Origin of the sequence: Mesorhizobium sp. L48C026A00, from assembly GCF_000502375.1 — a bacterium.
GTDB classification, from domain to species: Bacteria; Pseudomonadota; Alphaproteobacteria; order Rhizobiales; family Rhizobiaceae; genus Mesorhizobium; species Mesorhizobium muleiense.
In genome coordinates, this window is sequence record NZ_AYWU01000047.1 from 1 (window position 1) to 21783 (window position 21783).

Consider the following 21783-nt stretch of genomic DNA (forward strand, 5'->3'; position numbering starts at 1 on the left):
CCTCCCGGCGAAGGAGAAAACTGTCACCCATGCAATCAGTCCATTCTGTTACCTATCTATCCGGTTCGGACACCTGCCGGGCACTCCCCGTATAGTGACGGGGAGAAGGACGCTGTCATCGCCGGTTTCGCCAATCGCGGGCGTCGCGGAAAGAACGCCGAGGCTGCGGCCAGCGGGCTTCTCCCCGTTTACGGGGAGAAGGTGCCGGCAGGCGGATGAGGGGCGGCGCAGACCTGAATCGATTGCCTTGGCGAGGACCAGCCCTTGCAGGCCATGACAAGCCAACGATGCCAGCAAATCGCTAAGCCGGCCGCTTCTTCGCTTTCTTGCTCTTGGCGGGTCCGGCCTTGTCGAATTTCGGCTTGCTTGTCTTCCCGGCCCAGGGTTTTGCCTCGAATGCGGCGGGGCGCTGATCGGCTGACGGTGCGCGCTTCTCGAATTTGGGCGCGTTCTGGTCGAACGTCCGCTTGCCGCGGTGCGGCTTCTTGTCCGGCCGTGGCTCCTGGTAGCCGGCCCGCGACAGGTCGGGCGTGCCGTCCAGCCGCTTCACCGCGATGTTGTTCTGCAGCTTGCGGTCCGGGCCGATCGCCTGGAGGAACCGATCGGCCCAATCCGCCGCGATCTGCACGAAAGTTTCCTCCGGCTGCATCTTGATGGCGCCGATCTCGCGCTTGGAGATGCCGCCGGTCCGGCACAGCATCGGGATCAGCCAGCGCGGCTCGGCATTCTGCCTGCGTCCCACCGACAGCGAGAACCAGACGCTGTCGCCAAAATCGTCGCGGCGGCTTGGCGCCTCGTCGCGACGGGTAGATCTGTCGCCAGAGGGCCTGTCGCCCGACGGCGTGAACGGAGCGACGTCTAGGAGATCCTCGGGCGCCGAACGGCTGGAACGGCACAGACGCACGAAGGCGGCGGCCACCTGATCGGGGCCATGCTGCTCAAGAAGCGCATTGATGAAGCCGCGTTCATCATCCGTCACAGGCTCGCTGAAAACCGGGTCGGCGAGGATGCGCTCGTCGTCGCGGCGCAGGACGTCGTCGGCCGAAGGCGGGCTTGCCCAGGTCGCCGCAAGGCCAGCGCTTTGCAGCAGCCGTTCAGTGCGCCTGCGAGCATTGTTGGGCACGATCAGCGCGCTGACACCCTTGCGTCCCGCCCGTCCCGTCCGCCCGCTTCGGTGCAGAAGCGTCTCCGGATTGGTCGGCAGGTCGGCGTGGATCACCAGTTCGAGGTTGGGCAGGTCGATGCCGCGCGCCGCCACGTCGGTGGCGATGCAGACTTTTGCGCGGCCGTCGCGCATCGCCTGCAGCGCGTGGCTGCGCTCGTTCTGGCTCAGCTCGCCCGAAAGCGCGACGACGGAAAAGTTGCGGTTGTTGAAGCGCGCGGTCAGGTGATTGACGGCGGCGCGCGTGTTGCAGAACACAAGAGCGTTCTTCGCCTCGTAATAGCGCAGCACGTTGATGATGGCATTTTCCCGGTCGGCCTGGGCTACGCTCAGCGCCCGGTATTCGATGTCGAGATGCTGCTTCTCCTCGCCGGCGGCCGAGATGCGCACCGCATCGCGCTGGTAGCCCTTGGCCAGCGTCGCGATGGAGCGCGGCACGGTGGCCGAAAACATCAAGGTGCGGCGCTCGGCCGGAGCGGCGTCGAGGATGAATTCCAGATCCTCGCGAAAGCCGAGATCGAGCATCTCGTCGGCCTCGTCGAGCACAACTGCCTTCAGCTCGGACATGTCGAGCGAATTGCGGGTAATGTGGTCGCGCAGCCGGCCGGGCGTGCCGACGACGATATGGGCGCCGCGCCCCAACGTGCGGCGCTCGGTCCGCATGTCCATGCCGCCGACGCAGGACGCTATCGCTGCGCCGGTCAGTTCGTAGAGCCATTCGAGCTCGCGCGTCACCTGCAAAGCGAGCTCCCGCGTCGGTGCCACGGCCAGCGCCAGCGGTGCTGCGGCTTGGGAAAAGCGCTCGGCGCCGTCGAGAAGGGTCGGCGCCAGAGCCAGCCCGAAGGCGACGGTCTTGCCGGAGCCGGTCTGGGCGGAAACCAGCGCATCGGCCTGTCCGAGCTCGAGTACCGCCTTCTGCACCGGCGTCAGCTCGACATAGCCGCGTTTTTCCAGCGCCTTTGCCAGCGCGGGGACAAGTGCTTCGAAATTGGACATTTCACTCTTTCGGAATTCGGATTCTTTTATGCCCGGCAATGGGTCATCCGTCGGCGAGCGCCAGGAGCGCCACGAGCCAAACGATCCAATCGTTCGTACTTCGCGCCGCCGCCATTGTACAGGGCAAGCCGTCTGGCTGCGTCGCGATTGACTCTTTACGCAAACCGCGTAAAAGCCGGCACCGAATGGGGTAGTTTCGATGCGCGGCCTTTTGATGGCGCTTCTTGCCTTCGACGTCCCGGGCCGCAATGTGAACCATTGGGCCGGGCGTTTCGGCGCGTCTGCTCGTTCCAGCAAAACCACGTTCTTGGCCAAAAAAACCGGTAAAACGACCCCTAAAACGGTCTGATTCCCTTGGCCTAACCACCCTCTCCCGGGTCCGGCCCGGGGTTGAAACCCGCATCGGCCGGCGGGTTTTCTCCAAAAAACCGAGCGGAGAGGACAGGAGATTTCGATGAGTTTCAAGGTTGCAATCGTCGGCGCCACGGGCAATGTGGGTCGGGAAATGCTCAACATACTGGAAGAGCGCGGCTTTCCGGTGAGCGAGGTGGTGGCGCTGGCCTCGCGGCGCAGCCAGGGCACGGAAGTGTCGTTCGGGGATCGCACGCTGAAGGTCAGGGCGCTCGACCAATATGATTTTTCCGATACCGACATCTGCATCATGTCGGCCGGCGGCAACGTTTCGAAGGAATGGTCGCCGAAGATCGGCAAGCAGGGCTGCGTCGTCATCGATAATTCGTCGGCCTTCCGCTATGACCAGGACGTGCCGCTGATCGTGCCGGAAGTGAACCCGGACGCGATTTCGCTGTTCACGCGCAAGAACATCATCGCCAACCCGAACTGCTCGACGGCGCAACTGGTCGTGGCGCTGAAGCCGCTGCATGACCTCGCCACCATCAAGCGTGTCGTCGTCGCCACCTATCAATCGGTGTCCGGCGCCGGCAAGGAAGGCATGGACGAACTGTTCACGCAGACCCGCGCGGTGTTCGTCGCCGATCAGGTCGACGTCAAGAAGTTCACCAAGCGCATCGCCTTCAACGTCATCCCGCACATCGACGTCTTCCTCGACGACGGCTTCACCAAGGAAGAATGGAAGATGGTCGCCGAGACCAAGAAAATGCTCGACCCCAAAATCAAGCTGACGGCGACCTGCGTGCGCGTGCCGGTGTTCATCGGCCATTCGGAAGCGGTCAACATCGAGTTCGAAAAGCCGATCACCGCCGAGGAAGCGCGTGAGATCCTGCGCGAAGCGCCGGGCTGCCAGGTTCTCGACAAGCGCGAGGACGGCGGCTACATCACGCCGCTGGACTCGGCCGGCGAGGACGCGACCTTCATCTCGCGCATCCGCGAGGATTCGACCGTCGACAACGGCCTGTCGATGTGGATCGTCTCCGACAATCTGCGCAAGGGCGCGGCACTCAACGCGGTGCAGATCGCCGAATTGCTGATCGAGTGCGGGCTGATCCAACCGAAGAAGAAGGCGGCGTAGTTTTCGCTCACGGGCCGTATCGCCGCTGCTGCGGCGGGCCCTCCGCGGGGGCGCCGGACAACCGGCGGCCCGCAGTCGCGGGCTCGGCCTTCGGCCGTTAGCCCCTTCTCCCCGTTCGCGGGGAGAAGGTGCCGGCAGGCGGATGAGGGGCGGCACCGGCGCCTCAGTTAGGTCGCGTCGGGCCGGCATCACCTGGCCCTGCTCTGCCCTCAAACCGGCAAGACGACATCGCCATGTCGCTGGCGGCTGGGCTTGTGCGTGTATTGCGTCGCACAATGGAACCGACCAGGATCATTGCCGGTCCGTGAAAGGGGTTTCGATGATCGTTCGCCCGCGCCCGGGATTTTTGCATCTGTTCTTCATCATGCGCGGCTCGGTGGTGCCGCGCATCCTGCCGCAGATCTTCGGCTTCGGCATTTATGGCGCACTGGTGGTGCTGGCGGTCAGGGCCCTGCAGCTTGACCTCGGCAATGCCGGGCCCGCGCCGCTCGCCTTGCTCGGTGTGGCGCTGTCGATCTATCTCGGCTTCCGTAACAATGCCGCCTATGACCGCTGGTGGGAGGCGCGCAAGCTGTGGGGCCAGCTTGTGTTCGACATTCGCAATCTGGCGCGCGCCAGCACCGGGTTGATCGAGGATCGGGTCGAACTGCGCGGGCTGCTGATGGAGGCGATCGCCTTCTGTCACTTCCTGCGCGGCCTGCTTCGGCGGGTCGATGCCACGACCGAAGCACGCGCGTTCATCGATGAAGCGGCCGAAAGTGCTGCCAAGCTGGCCAACCCGCCGGACGCCATGCTGCGGCGGATGGGCGAGCGAGCCGCCGCGTTGTACAGGGCCGGCGCAATCGATGTCATGGGCTACCGCATTCTCGACGAGCGCCTGTCGCAAATCGCCGCAGCGCAGGCCGGCTGCGAGCGCATCATGGGAACACCGCTTCCGTTTGCCTACACGCTGCTGTTGCAGCGCACCGCCTATATCTTCTGCCTGCTGCTTCCGTTTGGGCTGGCCTCGACTGCCGGTTGGGCGACGCCGCTGTTCACGGCGCTGATCGCTTACACCTTTTTCGGCCTCGACGCGCTTTCGGAGGAACTCGAGGACCCGTTCGGCACCGAGGCCAACGATCTCGCCCTCGACGGTCTGTGCCGCGTCTGTGAAATCTCGGTGTTCGAGGCGCTCGGCGAAGCGCCGCCAAAAATGATCCCCGCCAAAAAATACTATTTTTCCTAGGGTTTGTTCCCGCGCTCACCGAAGCACCGTGCGCTGGAAAAATCATAAGCGTGTCGGATCGCCGCCTCACGCCGCGTCCTTGGTTCGACCCTCGCCAAGAGGGCTCGAAACAACCGGAGGACCAATGACCATGTCTCAAACAGCATCCGTCACGCCGAGCGCGCTGTGGACCGGCCGCGGGCTCAGCGCCCTCATCGTGCTGTTCATGACCTTCGACGGCGTCATCAAGCTGCCGCCGCTCGATATCGTCACCCAGACCATGGTGCAACTCGGCTGGCCGGCCGATCCCGATGTCTCGCGCATGCTCGGCATCGTCGGGCTGGTCTCGACCGCGCTCTATGCGGTGCCGCGCACCTCGGTGCTCGGCGCCGTCCTGCTCACCGCCTATCTCGGCGGCGCCATCGCGACCCACGCGCGTCTTGGCAGCCCGCTGTTCTCGCACACATTGTTCGGCGTCTATCTCGGCCTCATTCTGTGGGGCGGCCTTTTCCTGCGCAATCCCGGGGTGCGCTCGCTGATCCCGTTCAGCCGGTAGCGGCGGCGTCAAAAGCCTTTCGATGGCGGTCGCGCCGCCAGAGAGGCGGCTGTCTGCCGCCACCCTTCTTCCTTGTCCTTGGATCAAATCGCCCGGTTGCGAGTTAGACGATGTGGGGCGAGGACGGAAAACCCCATTTGGGAGGAGCGACGATGAAGAAATTGGTGGTCCTGATCATATTGGCAACCACGCTCGCAGCCTGTTCCCGGACAGAACAGGGCGCCGCGGTCGGTGGCTTGGGAGGCGCTGCTGTCGGCGCTGCCGCTGCAAATGACCCGGTGGAGGGAGCTGTTGTTGGTGGTGCTGTCGGCGCCGTCGCCGGCGCACTGATCGGTCGTGCGACCGAACCCGGCCGGTGCCGCTATCGCGATCGCTATGGACGCGTCTACATCGCCCGCTGCCCGGCAGGCTATTGATCGGGCCGCGTCATAGCTCCGACGAAATGAAACGGCGGGCAAAGCGCCCGCCGTTCCGTAAGCGATAAAAAGCGGATTATTCGGCGGTCGCGGCTTCCGCCTCGGCCGGCGCGGCTGCCGCGGCGGCAACCGCGGAGGCTGCATCGTCCTGCGCCTTCTTCAGAAGTGCGGCGCGTTCCTGCGCCTTCTTGCCGGGTTCGGCCTTCTTGGGATTGGAGCGGGCCTCGCGCTTGGCGATGCCGGCCTCGTCGAGGAAGCGCAGCACGCGGTCGGTCGGCTGGGCGCCGTGCGAGAGCCAATGCTTGACGCGGTCGGCGTCGACCTTGACCCGCTCGCCGTCCTTGGGCAGCAGCGGGTTCCACGAGCCGAGCGACTCGATGAAACGGCCGTCGCGCGGCGAACGGGCGTCGGCGACGACGACGTGGTAATAGGGACGCTTTTTCGAGCCCGCACGGGCCAGTCGGATTTTCAATGGCATTTCTTTTCTCCTAAAACGCTGATTTTCGGGTTTACGGCTGGTCCTCAGCCGGTTTTCGTTCCGCCGTTGGATGCGGCGATATGCTCGTGATGGCGGATCACTTCGCGGACGACGAAGTTCAGGAATTTCTCCGCGAAATCCGGGTCGAGATGGGCGTCCTTCGCCAGTTGGCGAAGGCGGGCGATCTGCTGCTGCTCGCGCGCCGGATCGGCCGGCGGCAGGCCATGCGATGCCTTCAGCTCGCCGACCGCCTTGGTGCAGCGGAAACGCTCGGCCAGCATGTGGATGAGCGCTGCGTCGATGTTGTCGATCGAGGCGCGGTAGTCGACCAGCGCCGCGCGTGCGTCGGCCATGTCCTTCTCTTCGTTCATCGCGCCCTCACTTCTTCTTGCCAGGGGCGTTCTTGCCGAGCATTGGCAGACCGCCGCCGGATCCTGGCAAACCAGGAAGCTTCATGCCGCCGGGCAGCCCAGGCAGACCACCGCCACCTGGGAGGCCACCGGGAAGACCCTTCATGCCGCCGAGACCGGCTGCCTGTGCTTGCTTCTGCAAGGCTTCGAGCTGCTTGGGGTCCATCTTGGACAGGTCCGGCATGCCGCCGCCCATCATGCCGCCCGGGCCACCCATGCCCCCTGGCATCATGCCGCCGAGTCCCATCTTCTGGGCCAGACCGCCCATCATGCCACGCATCAGGCCACCGCCTTTGCCCTTGCCGCCCATCGCTTTCATCATGTCGGCCATGCCGCGGTGCATCTTCAGGAGCTTGTTGATCTCGGCCGCATCGGTGCCGGAGCCTGCGGCGATGCGCTTCTTGCGCGAGTGCTTCAGAATATCGGGGTTGGCGCGCTCGGCCTTGGTCATCGACGAGATGATGGCGAGCTGGCGGCCGAACATCTTGTCGTCGAGACCGGCGGCAGCCATCTGGTCCTTCATCTTGCCCATGCCCGGCATCATGCCCATGATGCCGCCCATGCCGCCCATCTTCGACATCTGCTGAAGCTGGCCGGCAAGATCGTTCAGGTCGAACTTGCCCGACTGCATCTTCTTGGCCATCGCCGCCGCCTGCTCGGCGTCGATGTTTTCGGCAGCCTTTTCGACGAGGCTGATGATGTCGCCCATGCCGAGAATGCGGTCGGCGATGCGCTTGGGATGGAATTCCTCCAGCCCGTCCATTTTCTCGCCGGTGCCGATCAGCTTGATAGGCTTGCCGGTGACGGCGCGCATGGAAAGTGCCGCACCACCACGGCCGTCGCCATCCATACGGGTCAGCACCAGGCCGGTGATGCCGACGCGCTCATCGAAGCTTTTTGCCAGATTGACGGCATCTTGGCCCGTCAGCGAATCGGCGACCAAAAGGATTTCGTGCGGCGACGAGACCTTCTTGATGTCGGCCATCTCGACCATCAGCGGCTCGTCTATATGGGTGCGGCCGGCGGTGTCGAGGATGACGACGTCATGGCCGCCGAGCTTTGCCGCCTGCACGGCGCGGCGGGCGATGTCGACCGGCGTCTGGCCCTCGACGATCGGCAGCGTGGCGACCTTGACCTGCTCGCCGAGCTGACGGAGCTGCTCCTGCGCGGCGGGACGCCGCGTGTCGAGCGAGGCCATCAGGACCTTCTTGTTCTGACGCTCGGTGAGGCGCTTGGCGATCTTGGCCGATGTCGTGGTCTTGCCGGAACCCTGCAGGCCGACCATCATGATGACGACTGGAGCCGGTGCATTGAGGTCGATGGCGACGCCCTCGGCGCCCAGCATCCCGACCAGCTCGTCATGGACGATCTTGACGACCATCTGCCCGGGCTTGATCGACTTCAGCACGGCGGCGCCGACGGCCTTCTCGCGCACCTTGTCGGTGAAGGAACGCACCACTTCCAGCGCAACGTCGGCCTCAAGCAGCGCACGGCGCACCTCGCGCAGCGCCGCCGAGACATCGGCCTCGGACAGGGCGCCGCGGCCGGTGAGGCCGTTCAGGATCGAACCAAGACGTTCCTGTAGCGATTCAAACATTCTTCTTCCTTTTCCCTGACACCCGGATGATGCCCGAGAGGTAATGCGTTCGCGCCCAGTATCCAACCCAAGCTGTCCAGGCAAAAGCCCAAAGCCAAAAAGCACCCGGGGGCGCACAGCGCTGCCGGATGTTGGCCTCCAGGATCGATTTACAGCACGTCGCCTCAAACAGGCTTCGGCGTCCCGGTCGGCTTGCTCGGAGGGATACTCGTCGCGGAATTCGCGGGCTGTAGACAGGAAATCGGCCGCGGAGTCAAGGTGCGGGGCCGAATACGCTGAACCGGGCCGGTTTGGTTTATGGCAGCACCACCAGCGTGATGCGCATCAGCTTGGGCCGCCGGGGTGCGAAAAATCCGGCTCGACCTTCAGCGGCGAGCGCGGGTGCAGCAGCAGAACGGTCAACAGGCTGCAGACGATGCCGATCGCCGCGATGAGGACGGCATCAAGCGTCGTCCAGCCGGGGCCTTCGAGCGGCTTGGCGTTGAACAGGGCGAAGGAATTGTAGCTTTGCTGGTGCGAAATCAGCAGGAAGCCGGTCAGATTGTTGCCGAGGTGGGCGCCGAAGGCCGCGCCGAGATTGCCCGTGGCATAGACCACAAGCGTCAGGAGCAGCGCAAAAGCGGCGATCGAGGCCAGCACGCAGGCGTTGATGGCGGTCGTCGAGCCTGGGTTCCAATGCATCGCAGTGAACAGAAGTCCTGGCAGCAGCGCCCAGATGAAGGGGTTTTGAAACCGGTTGGCCAGGCCCCTGAGGAGATAGCCGCGAAACAGCACCTCTTCGGACGACGTCTGCAGCAGGGTCAGCGCGGCGATCGGGATCAGGAACAGCAGCCAGGACGACAGGGCGATCGCACCGCGCGCAATGTCGGGCTGCAAGAGATAGAGCAGGATTTCGGAGAGCAGCGATGTGACCAGCACCGCGGCCAATCCCCTAAAAAATCCCGAGGGCGAAACGCGGCGGCTGGTGCCGATCAGCGCCATCAGCGGCTCGCGATGGACCCAGCGCATGGCAGCCCACAGGCCGAGCCAGATTCCGGCAAAGGAGGCGAGCGCGGCGAGGATCCCGGTGGGCGAGGCCATGAAATTCTGCACCGCCCCTCCTTCCATCGGGGCGCCGGACGATGCTTGCCAGACGACGAAGAAATAGGCGCCGCCGAACAGCATGGCGACGGTCGTCGCGACCCAGAACAGGACGACGATCGCCGTTCCGAGCAGGAGCCGCGGCAGGGTCGTCTTGGCGTTGGGAGTATGCCGATAGCGGTCGAAGGCGGCAGGGTCTATCACGCGGGCTCACAGGCTGGTGCTTCGGGTCGCATGATCTATTCGATCGGGTCGTGCCGCGCAATCGCTAGCCGCCAGCATTGCAAGGTCACTTCTCCCCGTCACGATACGGGGAGAAGTGCCGGGTCCACCCTCCGCAGCTGCTGCGGAGGACGGGCAGGACGATGAGGGGCGGCGCCAATCTCGACAATTAGTGGTCTCCAACGAGCATGGATTCCGTCAATCGTCTGAGGCGATTGCCCTGTTCGGCACCGTCAGCGCTCGACGTACATGATGCGTCGGGTGCCGGGGTCGACCAGTGCCGGCTGACCGTTCACATAGACATAGCGGTAGTCATAGTCCGGAATCTCGCGCAACTCGACGGTATCGGGCAAGGTCGCGCCGGTAACCACCTCGCCCTCGAGATAAACCGGGTCGACCCGGTTGGTCTCGATGTAGGTGCGGACTTCGGCCGGCGGCCGCCTGATCGGCTCGATCGGCTCGCCAGCGACGATCGCTCCGGTATAGATGTCGGGATCGTCGACATCGGCGGGGGCTTCGACGATGGTAATGTCTGCATCGGCCGGGCGCCGGGTCAGGACGACCTCGTTGCCGCCGAAATCGGCCGTCACATAGTCGGAATAGATCCAGCCTTGGCCATTGGCCTCGGCTATGGTGCACCATTTGCTGTTTTGGATGCAGCCATCGAGCGTTGCCGACTGGCCGGCGGCGAGCACGCCGATCACCGGGTATTGCGGCCCTGGGCCGGCGCGAATGTTGAGATCGGCGACCGCCGAAACGGCGGTATCGGCCAAGGCTGTGCCGGACATGGCGACAAGCGCTCCGGCGACAGCAGGAAACAGTATGCGCTTCATGGTTTCGCTCCGTGTTGATGGTCCCTCGCGAACGAAAACGAAACAAGACCTCATGCGTTCCGGCTAAAACGCCTCGGCCGGCTCACGTTTTGTTCCGGTTTCTTTCACGACTCCGGTCAGGAGTTCATGGACGAAGGCCAGCTTCTGTGCCGTCAGCTCCGAGATGACGAAGGGATAGAGGTCCGGCAGGCCCATGCAGCGGTTGATCGAGTTGGACGCTTCCGACAGCACCAGCCAGCGGGCCAGGATCTTTTCGAACGGTTCGGGAACGGCGGCAGGTTCCGACGGCGCCGGCTGGAGCTCGCCGCCGGTGTCGCCCCGCGACAGGTCGTTGGCCTCCATGGTTTCCAGCCGGCCGAGCGGGAAATTCAGCGCATGCACCATCTCCAGCGTATCGGTGATGTGCAGATGGTGTGCCCATGTCTCGGCCCAGTCCTCCCAGGGATGGGACGTGGCATAGGCGGAAATGTGGTCCTGCTGCCAGTCGGGCGGCGCGCCATTGGCATGGTAGGCCTTCAGCGCCTGCTCGTAATCGGCGCGCTCGTCGCCGAACAATGTGCGGAAGGCGGCAAGCCGTTGCGGGTCGTCGCGGATCAGGCGGTCCCAGTAATAGTGGCCGAGTTCATGGCGGAAATGGCCGAGCAAAGTGCGATAGTTCTCGCCCATCTCGACGCGCCGTCTTTCGCGCTCGGCCGAATCCGCCTCGGCGACATTGAGTGTGATCAGGCCGTTGTCATGGCCGGTCAGGATGCGCGCGCCACCCGGACCGCCGATCGGATCGGCAAGGAAGTCGAAGGCGAGGCCGGCCTCGTCGCCGGCGTTCCGCTTGGGCGCGACCGGCAGTCCGGCGGCGAGCAGCGAATAGATGGCCCGCTTCTTTGCCGCTTCGACGCGGATCCAGCGACGGCGGTTGCCATCGACCGAAAGGTCCGGGATCAGCTGGTTCAGCGCGCAGGCGCCGCAGAAGGCATGGCCAGGTTCCGCCATCCAGTTGCAGGCGCACTCGTCGGCATTGGTGCACTGGAAAACGCCGCCGGCGCCAGACAGCACGAAGCGCGCATGCCCGGGATCGTAGAGCACGGAGCTGGCGCAGTTCAGGCACTGGGCGTTCTCGAAATAGAGGCGGTGGCCGCAATGCGGGCAATCGAAGAGCTTCATCCCAATCTCGAATCACCAGGTCTCAAATTATGTGGCCCGGATATAGTGCGCAGCGGCATATCGCCCAAACGCCTGTCGGCGGCCGGCGTTCCTGCTGTTGCTATTTTGCCGCAAGCTGGGCGGCGACCGTTCTCGCCACCGCCTCGCCCGATAGCCTGGCGCCGCCGCAGGTCTGCATCAGCGGACCGGCCAGATGCTCGCCGGCGAAGAAGATTTTTTCCGCCACCGGCTGCATCAGCGTGGCGCGCGCCTGCGAACGGCCGGGTCGGGCCGCCGCATAGGCGCCGCGCACGAACCGCTCGCAGCCCCAATTGGTCATCATGGCGCGCCCGACATGTTTTCTGACGTCGCCGCCGAAGATGGCGCACAGCCGGTCGACGACGAAGTCGACGCCTGCCGCCTCGCCCGCCGCCGACATCTCCCAGGCGAAATCGCCGCCAACGAAGCCGACCATCAGGTCGAGGTCGAAGGGAAAGCAAAGGAAGTAGATGTCGTGCCTGGCCAGCCGCTCGATCAGCAGGTCGTCGAACGGCGCCAGCCCGAGCCTTGTGCCCCTGATCTCAACCGGCAGCTTGGTCAGCATGCCCATCGGCAGGTCGAAGAAGGCAGCGAAATGCCTGTCTGGCAGCGCCGGCGCGAATTCGATCTCCTCGAAGGCGAGCACCGCCGGCGAGGCGGTGACGATGACCGCTTTGGCGCGGATGATGCCGCGATCGGTGACGCAGGCGACGCCGGGCACGTCCCAGAGGATTTTCCGCACCGGCGTCGACAGCTCGACCGGCACGTCGGCGCCGAAACGGGCGACCAGCGCGCCGAACCCCTCCTTGGTGAAGTAGTTCGGATCGAGATCGGCGGCAGCCTGAAAGTCGCGGATCGATATCTCGTCCTCGTCGGCGCCGAAGTCCATCGGCCCGGCGAAGGTGGCGGCGGCGCGCGGCGCATTGCCCCTGGCGAGCAATGCCGAAAGACGGTCGTCGTCACCAACCTTGACCTCATGCGCCGCCAGCAGCTCGAACAGCCTGATATCGGCCGCCTTCATTGCGGCCTCTTCGTCCTCGCTCGCCTTTCGGTTGCGATAATAGAGATGGTCGATATTCATGTCGTGATGATGAAGCGTCCAGCGGGCAGCTTGCGCCTCGGGAAAGTAGGGATTGCGGTTGGCCGCGTGCAGCCAGGCGCAGCCGATGTCGAAAGGAACGCCGAAATGCTGGTCGCTGGTCCAGGCGCGGCCGCCGATACGGTTCATCGCTTCGACCAGCTTGAAGGAAAGGCCGGCCGCACGCATGGTCTTGGCGGCGGAAAGTCCCGCCGAGCCGGCGCCGATGACAACGACGTCAACGTCTTCCATGAATATTCTAGCCCCCCGCCACAATAATTACTTGATCGTAAGCAAGTTGTCCGGCATTCGCCAGCGCTGCGGCGAGGATGCGTAAACGAGTTCTTAGCGCATCGGCCCCGAAAGTCGGTTCCGATTCTCGGAAAGCACGATGCGCAGATTGTAAAGTGCTGGAGCGTACTGCGTCCAAGTGGGCGCAAATCGCTCCAACGGTGACAAGCGGGCGTTTCGCTGGCAAATTCGTATTTGGGACAAGATCCAGGCAACCAGGAGAGCAACATGGCATTTTTTGCCAAGGCAAAGATTTTAGCGGCGGCGGCATCGATGATGCTTGCGGCGGCAACAGCGGCACAGGCCGCCCAATGCGGCAAAACGGGCGCGGGCTTCGAAGCGTGGAAGGCGGAGTTCGCGCAGGAAGCAAGGGCCAGCGGTGTAGGCTCGAAGGGTCTGGCCGCTCTGGCTAGTGCGACCTACGCAAAAAGGACGATCGCCGCCGACCGCGCTATCCACAAGGCTTTCGGTGGCTCGGTGGATGCTTTCATGAAGCGCCGTGGCGCGTCCACGATCATTTCCAAGGGCCGTTCACTGAAGAAGTCGAACGCGGCGCTGTTCGACAAGATCGAACGGACCTACGGCGTGACGCCGGGTGTGTTGCTCGCCATCTGGGGGATGGAGACCGGCTTCGGTTCCTTCTTGGGCAAGCAGAATACGGTCTCTGCCATTGTAACGCTCGCCTATGATTGCCGCCGCCCGGAGTTCTTCTACCCGCATGCTGTTGCAGCCCTGAAACTGGTTGATCGCGGCGCGTTGAGCGCCTCGTCGGTCGGCGCCATGCATGGCGAGATTGGCCATACGCAGTTCCTGCCCGGAAATGTCTTGAAATACGGGGTCGGCAGCGGAAATCTGCGCGACAAGGCCACTGCGTTGGCTTCCACCGCCAACTTCCTCAAGGCTCATGGTTGGCAGGCGGGTGCCAGCGCACAGGCGAATCTCGGTGCAATTGCCGGCTGGAATGACGCGAGCAACTATCAACAGGCCATCGCCCGCATCGCCACGGCGATCGACGGCGAGTGATACAAGTCTCTATTCGACGGAAAGCCCGGCCATGCGCCGGGCTTTTTTTGTCTGTCGATGGTCTGAGGTTACGACTGCCGCCGCTCGGCCCCGCCTCGGGAACGAAGGCATGAAGCAGAGAAGCTAGTTCGGCGAACCGAGCGCCTTGTCCATCGCTTCCCTAACCTCGGCCGGCCACGTGTTCACCGCCGGCCACGCATCCGGCTCGGGCTTGTCGCCGCGGCGGGCGAAATAGAGCTTGTGGTTGGCCGGATCGATCGCCATGAAGCCGTCGTCGCCGCCGCAATCATGCGGGATGCAGCCGCTGGCGTGGAAGACGCCCGAGGTGGTTTTCTCGGTGCCGCCGCCGACCAGCAGGCTGGTCGCCATGTCGGGCATCTCCTTGCCGAGCAGCGACGCGGCTTGCCTGTAGACGGCCTCGTTATGGAAGGCATCGACGATGCTGTCGTATTTCGCCGGGTCGACATCTTTCCAGCCTGTACCCGGCTCCGGCATGTAGGCGAGGTTGCCCGAGGTCGACAACCCGCCGGTCGGCGACCATTGCAGCGCCGGCTTCGATTCGCCCGGCAAGAGATTGGGCACGAAATAGATGGCGCCGTCGGATAGCGCGGCCGGCGGGGCGCCGCATTCGTCCTGCTCGACGGTGGTCGTTTGGATCGTGCCGCCTTCCGGCTTCCACACGATCACCTTGGCCGGACCGCATTGATTGCCGCCGTCGCCGACATCGACCAGCGCCACCGTGACGCCGCCGACCTCGACAATCCTGTCGAAGAAGACATCGTAATTGCGCGCCAGCTGCTTGCCGTCATAGGCCAGCACCTTCTCGCCATAGTCTTCCTGCTGGGTGATGGTCAGCTGCCCATTCTCGAACGGGACCGGTGCTTGGCCGTCATCCTCGGCCAGGGCCGCATTGCTCGACGCGCCCAGGTCGGCGGCCCCGCCGGACGCATCGTCAGCCGGCACGAGCACCGTGTCGGTCTGTGCATGCGCGCCAGCCACCGGCATCAGAGTCCACGCCAGCGCCCAGGCGCCGGCAAGCAGCGAACGTGTCATGCCTGTCCCTCCGTTCAGCCGCCACGAGCCCGGCCTGTCGCGGCCGGGTCATCGTACCGTTCAGGCCCAGGGCCGCAGCTCGGCGTTCTTCTTCTCGAACGAGGCGATGGCGTCGGCCTTCTCCATGGTCAAGCCGATATCGTCGAGCCCGTTCAAGAGGCAGTGCCGCTTGAAGTCGTCGAGGTCGAACTTGACCACGCCGCCGTCCGGTCCGCGGATTTCCTTGGCTTCGAGGTCGATCGACAGCGTTGCGTTGGACCCGCGCGAGGCGTCGTCCATCAGCTTGTCCAGATCCTCCGGGCTGACGGTGATCGGCAGGATGCCGTTCTTGAAGCAGTTGTTGTAGAAAATGTCGGCGAACGAGGTCGAGATGACGCAGCGTATGCCGAAGTCGAGCAGCGCCCACGGCGCATGCTCGCGCGACGAGCCGCAGCCGAAATTGTCGCCGGCGACCAAGATCTGCGCCTTGCGGTAGGCCGGCTTGTTGAGCACGAAGTCGGGGTTTTCCGAGCCGTCGTCCGTGTAGCGCATTTCGGCAAACAGTCCGCTGCCGAGCCCGGTGCGCTTGATCGTCTTGAGATAATCCTTGGGAATGATCATGTCGGTGTCGACATTGACGATCGGCATCGGCGCGGCAACGCCGGTGAGCTTGGTGAATTTTTCCATAGGTCTTGCCCGTCTTCTTTTCGCTGCGGGGATGTATTGGCGCCCGGTTTACACAAAGCTGCAGGCAAATAAAAGGCGGCTGTTTTCGCAAGCTTTGGTCCTAGAGCACGGACCGCTTCAAAGTTGCCGCCCTATGGTGCACCTTGGCCGGCATGACAACACGTCCCAAAGTACTCTACGCCACCGAACCGAACCTCGACGCAGCCGAGTTCCGCCGCGTGCTGGTGGAATCCGGCCTCGGCGTCACTCGGCCCATCGATGACGACGTCCGTCTGAAGGCGATGCTTGCCAATGCAGATCTGGTGTTGACGGCGCGCCTCGATGCGCCTGGCAAGCCGCTGATTGGCCTCGCCCGAGGCATCACCGACTTCTCGTGGGTGTGCTATATTTCCGAGCTCGCCGTCTGCAAATCGGCGCAAGGGCTCGGCATCGGCAAGGGCCTGCTCGACGAAGCGCGGCGGCAGCTCGGGCCATCCGTCGCCATGTCACTGATCTCCGTGCCCGACGCCGTCGGCTTCTACGAACGGATCGGCATGACGCGGATGGCGGACGCGTTCTGGTTTGGCCGCGAGCGCTGACGGCTGGCCTTGCGGTGCGGAACCCTTTGATGCCCGCCAGCGTCAGATCACATTCAACTCCCTGAAAGCCCGCCCCTCAGCGACACGGCTGTACCCAAACGCCGAGCAGTCCACCGTGCGGTAGCCGCCATGCACGATCAGCTCGGCCAGCGCCTTGCCGACCGCCGGCGCCTGCTGCAGGCCGTGGCCGGAAAAACCGTTGGCGAAGAGGAAATTCCCGACCTGCGGATGCGGGCCGATCACCGCGTTCTGGTCGAGCGTGTTGTAGTCGTAATGGCCGGCCCAGGCGCGCGTCGGCTTGATCGCCTCGAAGGCCGGAATGCGGGTCGCCAACACCGGCCAGATCACCTCTTCGAACAGCGGCCAGTCGGGCTCGAAATCGCTGGGATCGGCGGGGCCGTCGCCGTCTTCCGGTTCGGCCCCGCCGGTGATGTAGACCGAGCCTTCCGGCCGGACATAAATGCCCGAGGGATCGACCAGCAGCGGCATGTCGTCATATTTCTCGCGCGCCTCGAAGATGAAGACATTGCGCTTGCGCGGTTCCACCGGCAGCACCAGACCGGCCATTTCCGAAACTTTTCCGGCATTCGGCCCGGCGGCGTTGACGACGATGCCGGCGTCGAGCCTTTCGCCATTGTCGAGGCCGACGCCGGTGACACGATCGCCCTGCCGTTCGATGCCGGTCACATCGGCGGTGATGAAATCGATCTTTTTCTCGCGCAGCGCCTTGCGGAACAGCATCAGCATGGCATGCGCGTCGAACCAGCCCTCGCCCGTGCGGCCATAGGCGCCGGCGGTGATGCCCTCGGCCGACAGCCATGCAAACCGGCGGACGAGCGCCTCCGCATCCTCAAGCACGATGTCGGCGCCCTCGGCCAACTGCGTCTGGTGATTGGCCTTGAGGATCGGCAACCCGTTCTCGCCGGCAAGGATGAGGTAGCCGCCTTCGCGAAAGCCGATATCGGCGTCGGCCCCGAACTCTGCCGTCAGCCGCCGGAACAGTTTCAACGTGAACTGCGACAGCCGGATGTTTTGCGGAATCGAAAACTGCTGGCGGATCGAAGCGCAGGACAGCGTCGTCGCCGCATGGGCGAACTGCGGGTCGCGCTCGACCAGCGCGATCGAGCCCGAAAACCCTTCCGCGCGCAAATAATAGGCGATCGAGGAGCCGACGATGGCTCCGCCGATGATGACGACGTCGTAGCGCACTTTTTCGCTTCTCCAGTTCTGAAGCATGATCCCGAAGCCGGTTTTCTGAAACGATCATGCTGCAATTCATACAGCCGGCAAGATGATCTCGAAGCGCGTGCCGCGCTCGGAGTCAACCAGGCGGATCGTGCCATCATGCGCTTTCAGCAGGGCCAGAACGATGCCGAGGCCCATGCCGGTGCCGCCGCAATCGCGGCGTGTGGTGAAGAATGGCTCGAAAATACGCGCGCGGTTGCTCAGCGAAATGCCGGCGCCGTCGTCGCTCACCTGGATCGTCGCCTTGCCGCCTGCGCTCGCCGCCGTGATCGAAACCAGCGTCGCGCCATGCCTTGCCGAATTGTCGATGAGATTGGCGAGCACGATCGCTGCGTTCTCGGCCGAGATGCGCAGGCCGGTCTCGCCGCCCGCCTCAATACGAAGCGCCAGCCTGTCCCCGGTCGGCAACAGCGCCAGGGCCGCACTGAGCGACGTGCTTTCGCCGCTGGGCGCAAGATTTTCGGCGCGCGCCAGGTCGAGCAGACGACGCACCAGCAGATTGAGCCGCCCGGCGTCGGTGACGATATTGTCTGAAAACCGCCGCCGCTCGGCCTCGTCCATTGCGCTACCTGAATCGCGCAGCAGTTCGGCCGCCCCCTGGAGCGCCGTCAGCGGCGATTTGAGCTCGTGCGAGACATGGGTGGCGAAGGTCTGGATGCTGTCGGAGCGCGCATGCAGCTTTTCGGCCATCTCGAGGAAAGCGCCGGACAGCGCTGCCATCTCGCGCGTGCCATGATGGTCGAGCGGCCTGATCGCTGCTCGATCACCGGCGGCGATCCGCTTTGTCCGCTCCATCAGCGCGTAGATCGGCCGGCTGACGGTGCGCAGGAAGATCAGGCCGATGAGCAGCGTGCCGCCGAGGATGGCGATCGCCGCCAGCACCACCTTGCCGCGCTCGCCATAAAGATGCTTGACGATGTTGTTCGGCGTCCGCGACAGATAGACGACGCCGGCGACCTTGCCGTCGACGGCGACCGGCATGGCGACGAAGACGCGGACTCTCGTGCCGCGGCTGACCGAATAGAGCGAAGGTGAAGGCTGGTTCGGAACCCTCTGCCGGAGCGCGCTGGCATAGCGGCCGGCAAGTGCTGCGCGAACCTCGCCGACGGCGCCGAGCGACAGGCCGATCTCCTCGCGTCCGGCGATGACGACGCCTTTTGGGTCGAGCAGCCGAAAGCCGGCAAGCGTGGTTTTCTGCGTCTCGGCAAGAATACCCGACAGCCGCGCGCCGATCGCCGTGAAGGCGGGATCGACGGTGGCGACCGTCGCCGCAGGCCGTGTCGCCAGAACCCTATCGGAGGCGAGATCGAGACGCGGCTCGATCGGCCGGTAGGGAGAGTCCGGATTGTCGCTGTCGGCAGGCACGGCCGCGCCGAGCTTTTCAGCCGGGATGCCGGCGTCGCGGACCTCTTGCGCATGGATGGCGGCAAGGGCGGCGCCCTGCGCGATCAGCTCGGCCTCGGTCTGGCGGATCAGCTGGTTCTCGTAGAGCCTGAAGAAGAACAGGCCGACCAGCGGCAGCGCCATCACCATGATCAGGATGGCGACAACGATGGTGGCGAGGCGCGGCCGCCATTTATGCGCGGTCACGCGCCGCACCGGCCGAGCCGGAAGCCGACGCCATGCACGGTCTCGATCGCATCTGTGCAGCCGGCCGCCGCCAGCTTGGCGCGGATGTTGCGGATATGGCTGTCGACGGTGCGGTCGGCGACATGGATGTTGCCGGCATAGGCATTGGCCATCACCATGTCGCGCCCAAGCACATGCGCCGGGCGCGCCAGAAACCCCTTCAGGATGGCGAATTCGATCGAGGTCAGCACCAGCGGCCTGCCGTCGAAGCTGGCGGCGTGGCTGGCCGGCAGCAAAACCAGTCTGCCATGCGAGAATTGCCTGTCGTCGGCCTGTTCGGCTTTTGCCGGGCGGGCGCGCCGCAGGATGACGTTGACGCGGGCGACCAGCTCGCGCGGGCTGAACGGCTTGGTGACATAGTCGTCGCCACCCATTTCGAGCCCCAGGATGCGATCGATTTCTTCATCACGCGCGGACAGGAACAGCACCGGCACATCGGATGTGTGCCGCAGCCGCCGGCAGACCTCCAGCCCGTCCATCTCCGGCATGCCGATGTCGAGCACGACAAGGTCGGGCGCGCGGCGCTCGATCGCCTGCAAGGCGGCGGCGCCGTCGGCTACCGCAACCGTTTTCATGCCGGCCTTTTCAAGCGCGAAACAGATGATCTCGCGGATGTGCGGATCATCGTCGGCGATCAGGATGTGATGCGGCATCGATCAGCGGCCCGGCACGAAGGGTTCGGAGCCCTGAGGAACCACGAACGGGATAGACGTGTCCAGAGTGCGAAGGAGCCGCCAGTCGCGAAAGCTCCAGGCGCGCCAGTTTTCCTGGGCCGCGCGGTAGCGGGCCTCGTCCTGTCCCAGCAAACGGGCGAGTTCGCGGTAGGGGGAAAAGCTGGCCGCATTCGTCCTGGCCTGCTGCTCGAGGAAGCGATCGAGTGCCGGCCGGGCGCTGGGACCGAGCGAACGCAGGTACCAGAAATCGAGCTCGGTTCCGTGGCCGGTCATTTCGAATGAGTGCTCGACATTGTAGTTGGCGATCAGGGCGGCAAAATTGATTAACGAGCAGGCATAAAGCGTCGCCGATAGCGTCAGAAGATTGGCGGAAAGCAGCCATTCATTGGATTTTCCGAGCGCGATGCGGGCGATGATCAGGGCAAGGCCCGCCGCCACCAGCCCCATCCAGACGAAGGCGGCGACGCGCCAGTAGGTCAGCGCATAGATGCCGACATAGAGTTCAAGCCGCAGGATCGACGAGATGACCAGCACGATGTTCTGCGCCACCCAGACATAGACCAGCCGGCGGATGAACGGATCGCTGGAAGTGGCACTTCCCGGCCTGAGCGCCGCCAGCACGAAACCGGCGGCGAGCAGCGCCGTGACGATCAGCGGATAGGCGCCGCGGTGCGCATAGGCGGCGTAGGTCAGCCCGTCGGGCAGGGCGATGCCACCCCACAGATAGGTGGCGTCGAGCGCGGTCTGCATCGCGAACAGGATGTTGAAGATGACCAGCGCGCGAAGGATGGCGGCCTTGCCGAAGATGATGTCCTCGATCGCCCTGGCGGGTTTTGTCGTCGTCGTCACCGCGCTGACAGGGACAGGTGTCACCCGACGCGCAATGCGGCGCAAGAAGCGCGGCAGGCGCGGGCGCAAAAAAGCCCAGACGCCGGCAAGCACGACCAGCCAGAAGGCCAGCCGCGGCAGCTGGATGAGGTCGAGCAGTGCGTGGAGATCGATCAGCGACAGCCAGTATTCGATAACCGGATTGGCGGCGCCGAACAGCGCCAGAAACACTGCGCCCAGGGTCAGCGGCATGATCCAGACGGCGATCGCCGCGAAGCCGATGCGCCGCCGGCCAAGCCGCCGCGCCGCCTTGCGCCAGCGGACGAAATCGTGGACGAACCGAAACGGCGCTGCGAGCAGGAACAGCGCGACCTGGCCGGCAATGCGGGCAAATCCGCGCCGCAGCCGCCCGACCAGCGAAAGCGTAAAGACGGCCAGCGCCGCAAGCCCGATCGCGACGGACAGCGCGCTGACATTTTCAAGGAACGGCAGTAGCCCGACAAGCAGGCCAACGGGTTTGAACCAGGCCCGGCCGGCGCCGAGCGCCGACGGCTGGAGCGCCGCGGCCGCGGCGGCCAGCGTCATGCCGAACAGGAAGAGCGTGATGCCGACCGGCTGCCCATAGAAGAAGAAATCGGCCAGCGCGGCAAGCAGGACGGCAACGCCGAAGCGCGCGCAAGTGCCCGGCGCGGCGGTAAGCAGCGATGTCATGATCGGGTTTTCTCAGCGGCTTTGATCCGGCCGGGGGGCGGAGATTTGCGGATGAAGGGAAAGAGAGTCGCCGAACGCGGCGGATCGATGAGCCAGCAACCGTCATCGCGGAGGGGCAGGAACCAACGGGGCTTTTCGCGCTCTTGCATGCGCCCTTTTCGCCGGCCGAAATGCAGGCAGCGAGGCGGGTCCGAGGAGATTTTCCGCAATGTTGTGCAGTTTTTGTGCAGGGTCAGGAATCACTTCAGCTTTGAATCCGCCCCGTCACCCCTTTCCGGGCTCTTGCGCTGCCCCTCACCTGCCTGCCGGCATCCTCTCCCCGTATAGTGACGGGGAGAAGGGGCTGGTGTCCGAACCGGATAGATAGGTAACAGAATGGACTGATTGC

General features: G+C 64.5%; 21 protein-coding genes. 7 read left to right on the forward strand and 14 right to left on the reverse strand.

Going from position 1 to position 21783, the window contains the following annotated elements; all coding sequences use genetic code 11:
• Positions 1–301: 301 nt before the first annotated feature.
• Complete coding sequence (locus X738_RS78370) at positions 302–2158, reverse strand: DEAD/DEAH box helicase (protein ID WP_023803759.1); 1857 nt, start codon at positions 2156–2158, stop codon at positions 302–304.
• Between the two features lie 199 nt (positions 2159–2357).
• On the opposite strand from X738_RS78370, the gene X738_RS86475 reads away from it, so the two are divergent.
• The 5 genes from X738_RS86475 (at position 2358) to X738_RS78390 (ending at position 5823) form a co-directional block, all read left to right on the forward strand.
• On the forward strand, positions 2358–2507 hold the full coding sequence (locus X738_RS86475) for a hypothetical protein (RefSeq protein WP_198032945.1): 150 nt from the start codon (positions 2358–2360) through the stop codon (positions 2505–2507).
• Positions 2508–2612: 105 nt separating this feature from the next.
• On the forward strand, positions 2613–3647 hold the full coding sequence (locus tag X738_RS78375; RefSeq protein WP_023803761.1) for an aspartate-semialdehyde dehydrogenase: 1035 nt from the start codon (positions 2613–2615) through the stop codon (positions 3645–3647).
• A gap of 319 nt (positions 3648–3966) precedes the next feature.
• Positions 3967–4872 (forward strand): bestrophin family protein, encoded by a 906-nt coding sequence (locus X738_RS78380; protein ID WP_023803762.1) that lies wholly within the window; start codon positions 3967–3969, stop codon positions 4870–4872.
• 124 nt (positions 4873–4996) lie between these two features.
• Complete coding sequence (locus X738_RS78385) at positions 4997–5407, forward strand: DoxX family protein (RefSeq protein ID WP_023803763.1); 411 nt, start codon at positions 4997–4999, stop codon at positions 5405–5407.
• Between the two features lie 152 nt (positions 5408–5559).
• Positions 5560–5823, forward strand: coding sequence for a YMGG-like glycine zipper-containing protein (locus X738_RS78390; RefSeq protein WP_023803764.1), 264 nt, complete (start codon positions 5560–5562; stop codon positions 5821–5823).
• A 76-nt stretch (positions 5824–5899) separates the two neighbouring features.
• Here X738_RS78390 and rpsP read toward each other — a convergent pair whose 3' ends face one another.
• From rpsP to X738_RS78425, 7 genes are all read right to left on the reverse strand, one after another.
• Positions 5900–6301 carry a 30S ribosomal protein S16 gene (gene rpsP / locus X738_RS78395; protein ID WP_023803765.1) on the reverse strand — a complete coding sequence of 134 codons (402 nt, stop codon included), beginning with the start codon at positions 6299–6301 and terminating at the stop codon, positions 5900–5902.
• 44 nt (positions 6302–6345) lie between these two features.
• Entirely contained in the window at positions 6346–6672 is a 327-nt protein-coding gene (locus X738_RS78400) for a chorismate mutase (protein WP_023803766.1), read from the reverse strand.
• 7 nt (positions 6673–6679) lie between these two features.
• Positions 6680–8308 carry a signal recognition particle protein gene (gene ffh, locus X738_RS78405; protein WP_023803767.1) on the reverse strand — a complete coding sequence of 543 codons (1629 nt, stop codon included), beginning with the start codon at positions 8306–8308 and terminating at the stop codon, positions 6680–6682.
• A 324-nt stretch (positions 8309–8632) separates the two neighbouring features.
• Positions 8633–9592: a CPBP family intramembrane glutamic endopeptidase gene (locus X738_RS78410; RefSeq protein WP_031257015.1), complete on the reverse strand. Its 960-nt coding sequence runs from the start codon at positions 9590–9592 to the stop codon at positions 8633–8635.
• A gap of 251 nt (positions 9593–9843) precedes the next feature.
• Positions 9844–10443, reverse strand: coding sequence for a DUF1236 domain-containing protein (locus X738_RS78415; RefSeq protein ID WP_023803769.1), 600 nt, complete (start codon positions 10441–10443; stop codon positions 9844–9846).
• Positions 10444–10506: 63 nt separating this feature from the next.
• Positions 10507–11601: a zinc-binding metallopeptidase family protein gene (locus tag X738_RS78420; RefSeq protein WP_023803770.1), complete on the reverse strand. Its 1095-nt coding sequence runs from the start codon at positions 11599–11601 to the stop codon at positions 10507–10509.
• Between the two features lie 100 nt (positions 11602–11701).
• Positions 11702–12949 (reverse strand): flavin monoamine oxidase family protein, encoded by a 1248-nt coding sequence (locus X738_RS78425; protein WP_023803771.1) that lies wholly within the window; start codon positions 12947–12949, stop codon positions 11702–11704.
• 267 nt (positions 12950–13216) lie between these two features.
• On the opposite strand from X738_RS78425, the gene X738_RS78430 reads away from it, so the two are divergent.
• Entirely contained in the window at positions 13217–14011 is a 795-nt protein-coding gene (locus X738_RS78430; RefSeq protein WP_023803772.1) for a lytic murein transglycosylase, read from the forward strand.
• Positions 14012–14134: 123 nt separating this feature from the next.
• Here the strand turns inward: X738_RS78430 and X738_RS78435 are convergent, their stop codons facing one another.
• Together X738_RS78435 and leuD are read right to left on the reverse strand one after the other, a co-directional pair.
• The gene (locus X738_RS78435) at positions 14135–15064 is read right to left on the reverse strand and encodes a hypothetical protein (protein WP_023803773.1); all 930 of its coding nucleotides are present in this window, start codon (positions 15062–15064) and stop codon (positions 14135–14137) included.
• A gap of 60 nt (positions 15065–15124) precedes the next feature.
• Positions 15125–15730 carry a 3-isopropylmalate dehydratase small subunit gene (gene leuD, locus X738_RS78440; protein ID WP_023803774.1) on the reverse strand — a complete coding sequence of 202 codons (606 nt, stop codon included), beginning with the start codon at positions 15728–15730 and terminating at the stop codon, positions 15125–15127.
• 152 nt (positions 15731–15882) lie between these two features.
• On the opposite strand from leuD, the gene X738_RS78445 reads away from it, so the two are divergent.
• Complete coding sequence (locus tag X738_RS78445; RefSeq protein ID WP_023803775.1) at positions 15883–16308, forward strand: GNAT family N-acetyltransferase; 426 nt, start codon at positions 15883–15885, stop codon at positions 16306–16308.
• A 42-nt stretch (positions 16309–16350) separates the two neighbouring features.
• Here X738_RS78445 and X738_RS78450 read toward each other — a convergent pair whose 3' ends face one another.
• The 4 genes from X738_RS78450 to X738_RS78465 form a co-directional block, all read right to left on the reverse strand.
• Positions 16351–17517, reverse strand: coding sequence for an NAD(P)/FAD-dependent oxidoreductase (locus X738_RS78450; protein WP_023803776.1), 1167 nt, complete (start codon positions 17515–17517; stop codon positions 16351–16353).
• A gap of 66 nt (positions 17518–17583) precedes the next feature.
• Positions 17584–19080, reverse strand: coding sequence for an ATP-binding protein (locus X738_RS78455; protein ID WP_198032946.1), 1497 nt, complete (start codon positions 19078–19080; stop codon positions 17584–17586).
• A gap of 59 nt (positions 19081–19139) precedes the next feature.
• Positions 19140–19835, reverse strand: a complete 696-nt coding sequence (locus X738_RS78460; protein WP_023803778.1) for a response regulator transcription factor — start codon at positions 19833–19835, stop codon at positions 19140–19142.
• A 3-nt stretch (positions 19836–19838) separates the two neighbouring features.
• Positions 19839–21395 (reverse strand): DUF4153 domain-containing protein, encoded by a 1557-nt coding sequence (locus X738_RS78465; protein WP_023803779.1) that lies wholly within the window; start codon positions 21393–21395, stop codon positions 19839–19841.
• Positions 21396–21783: the final 388 nt, after the last annotated feature.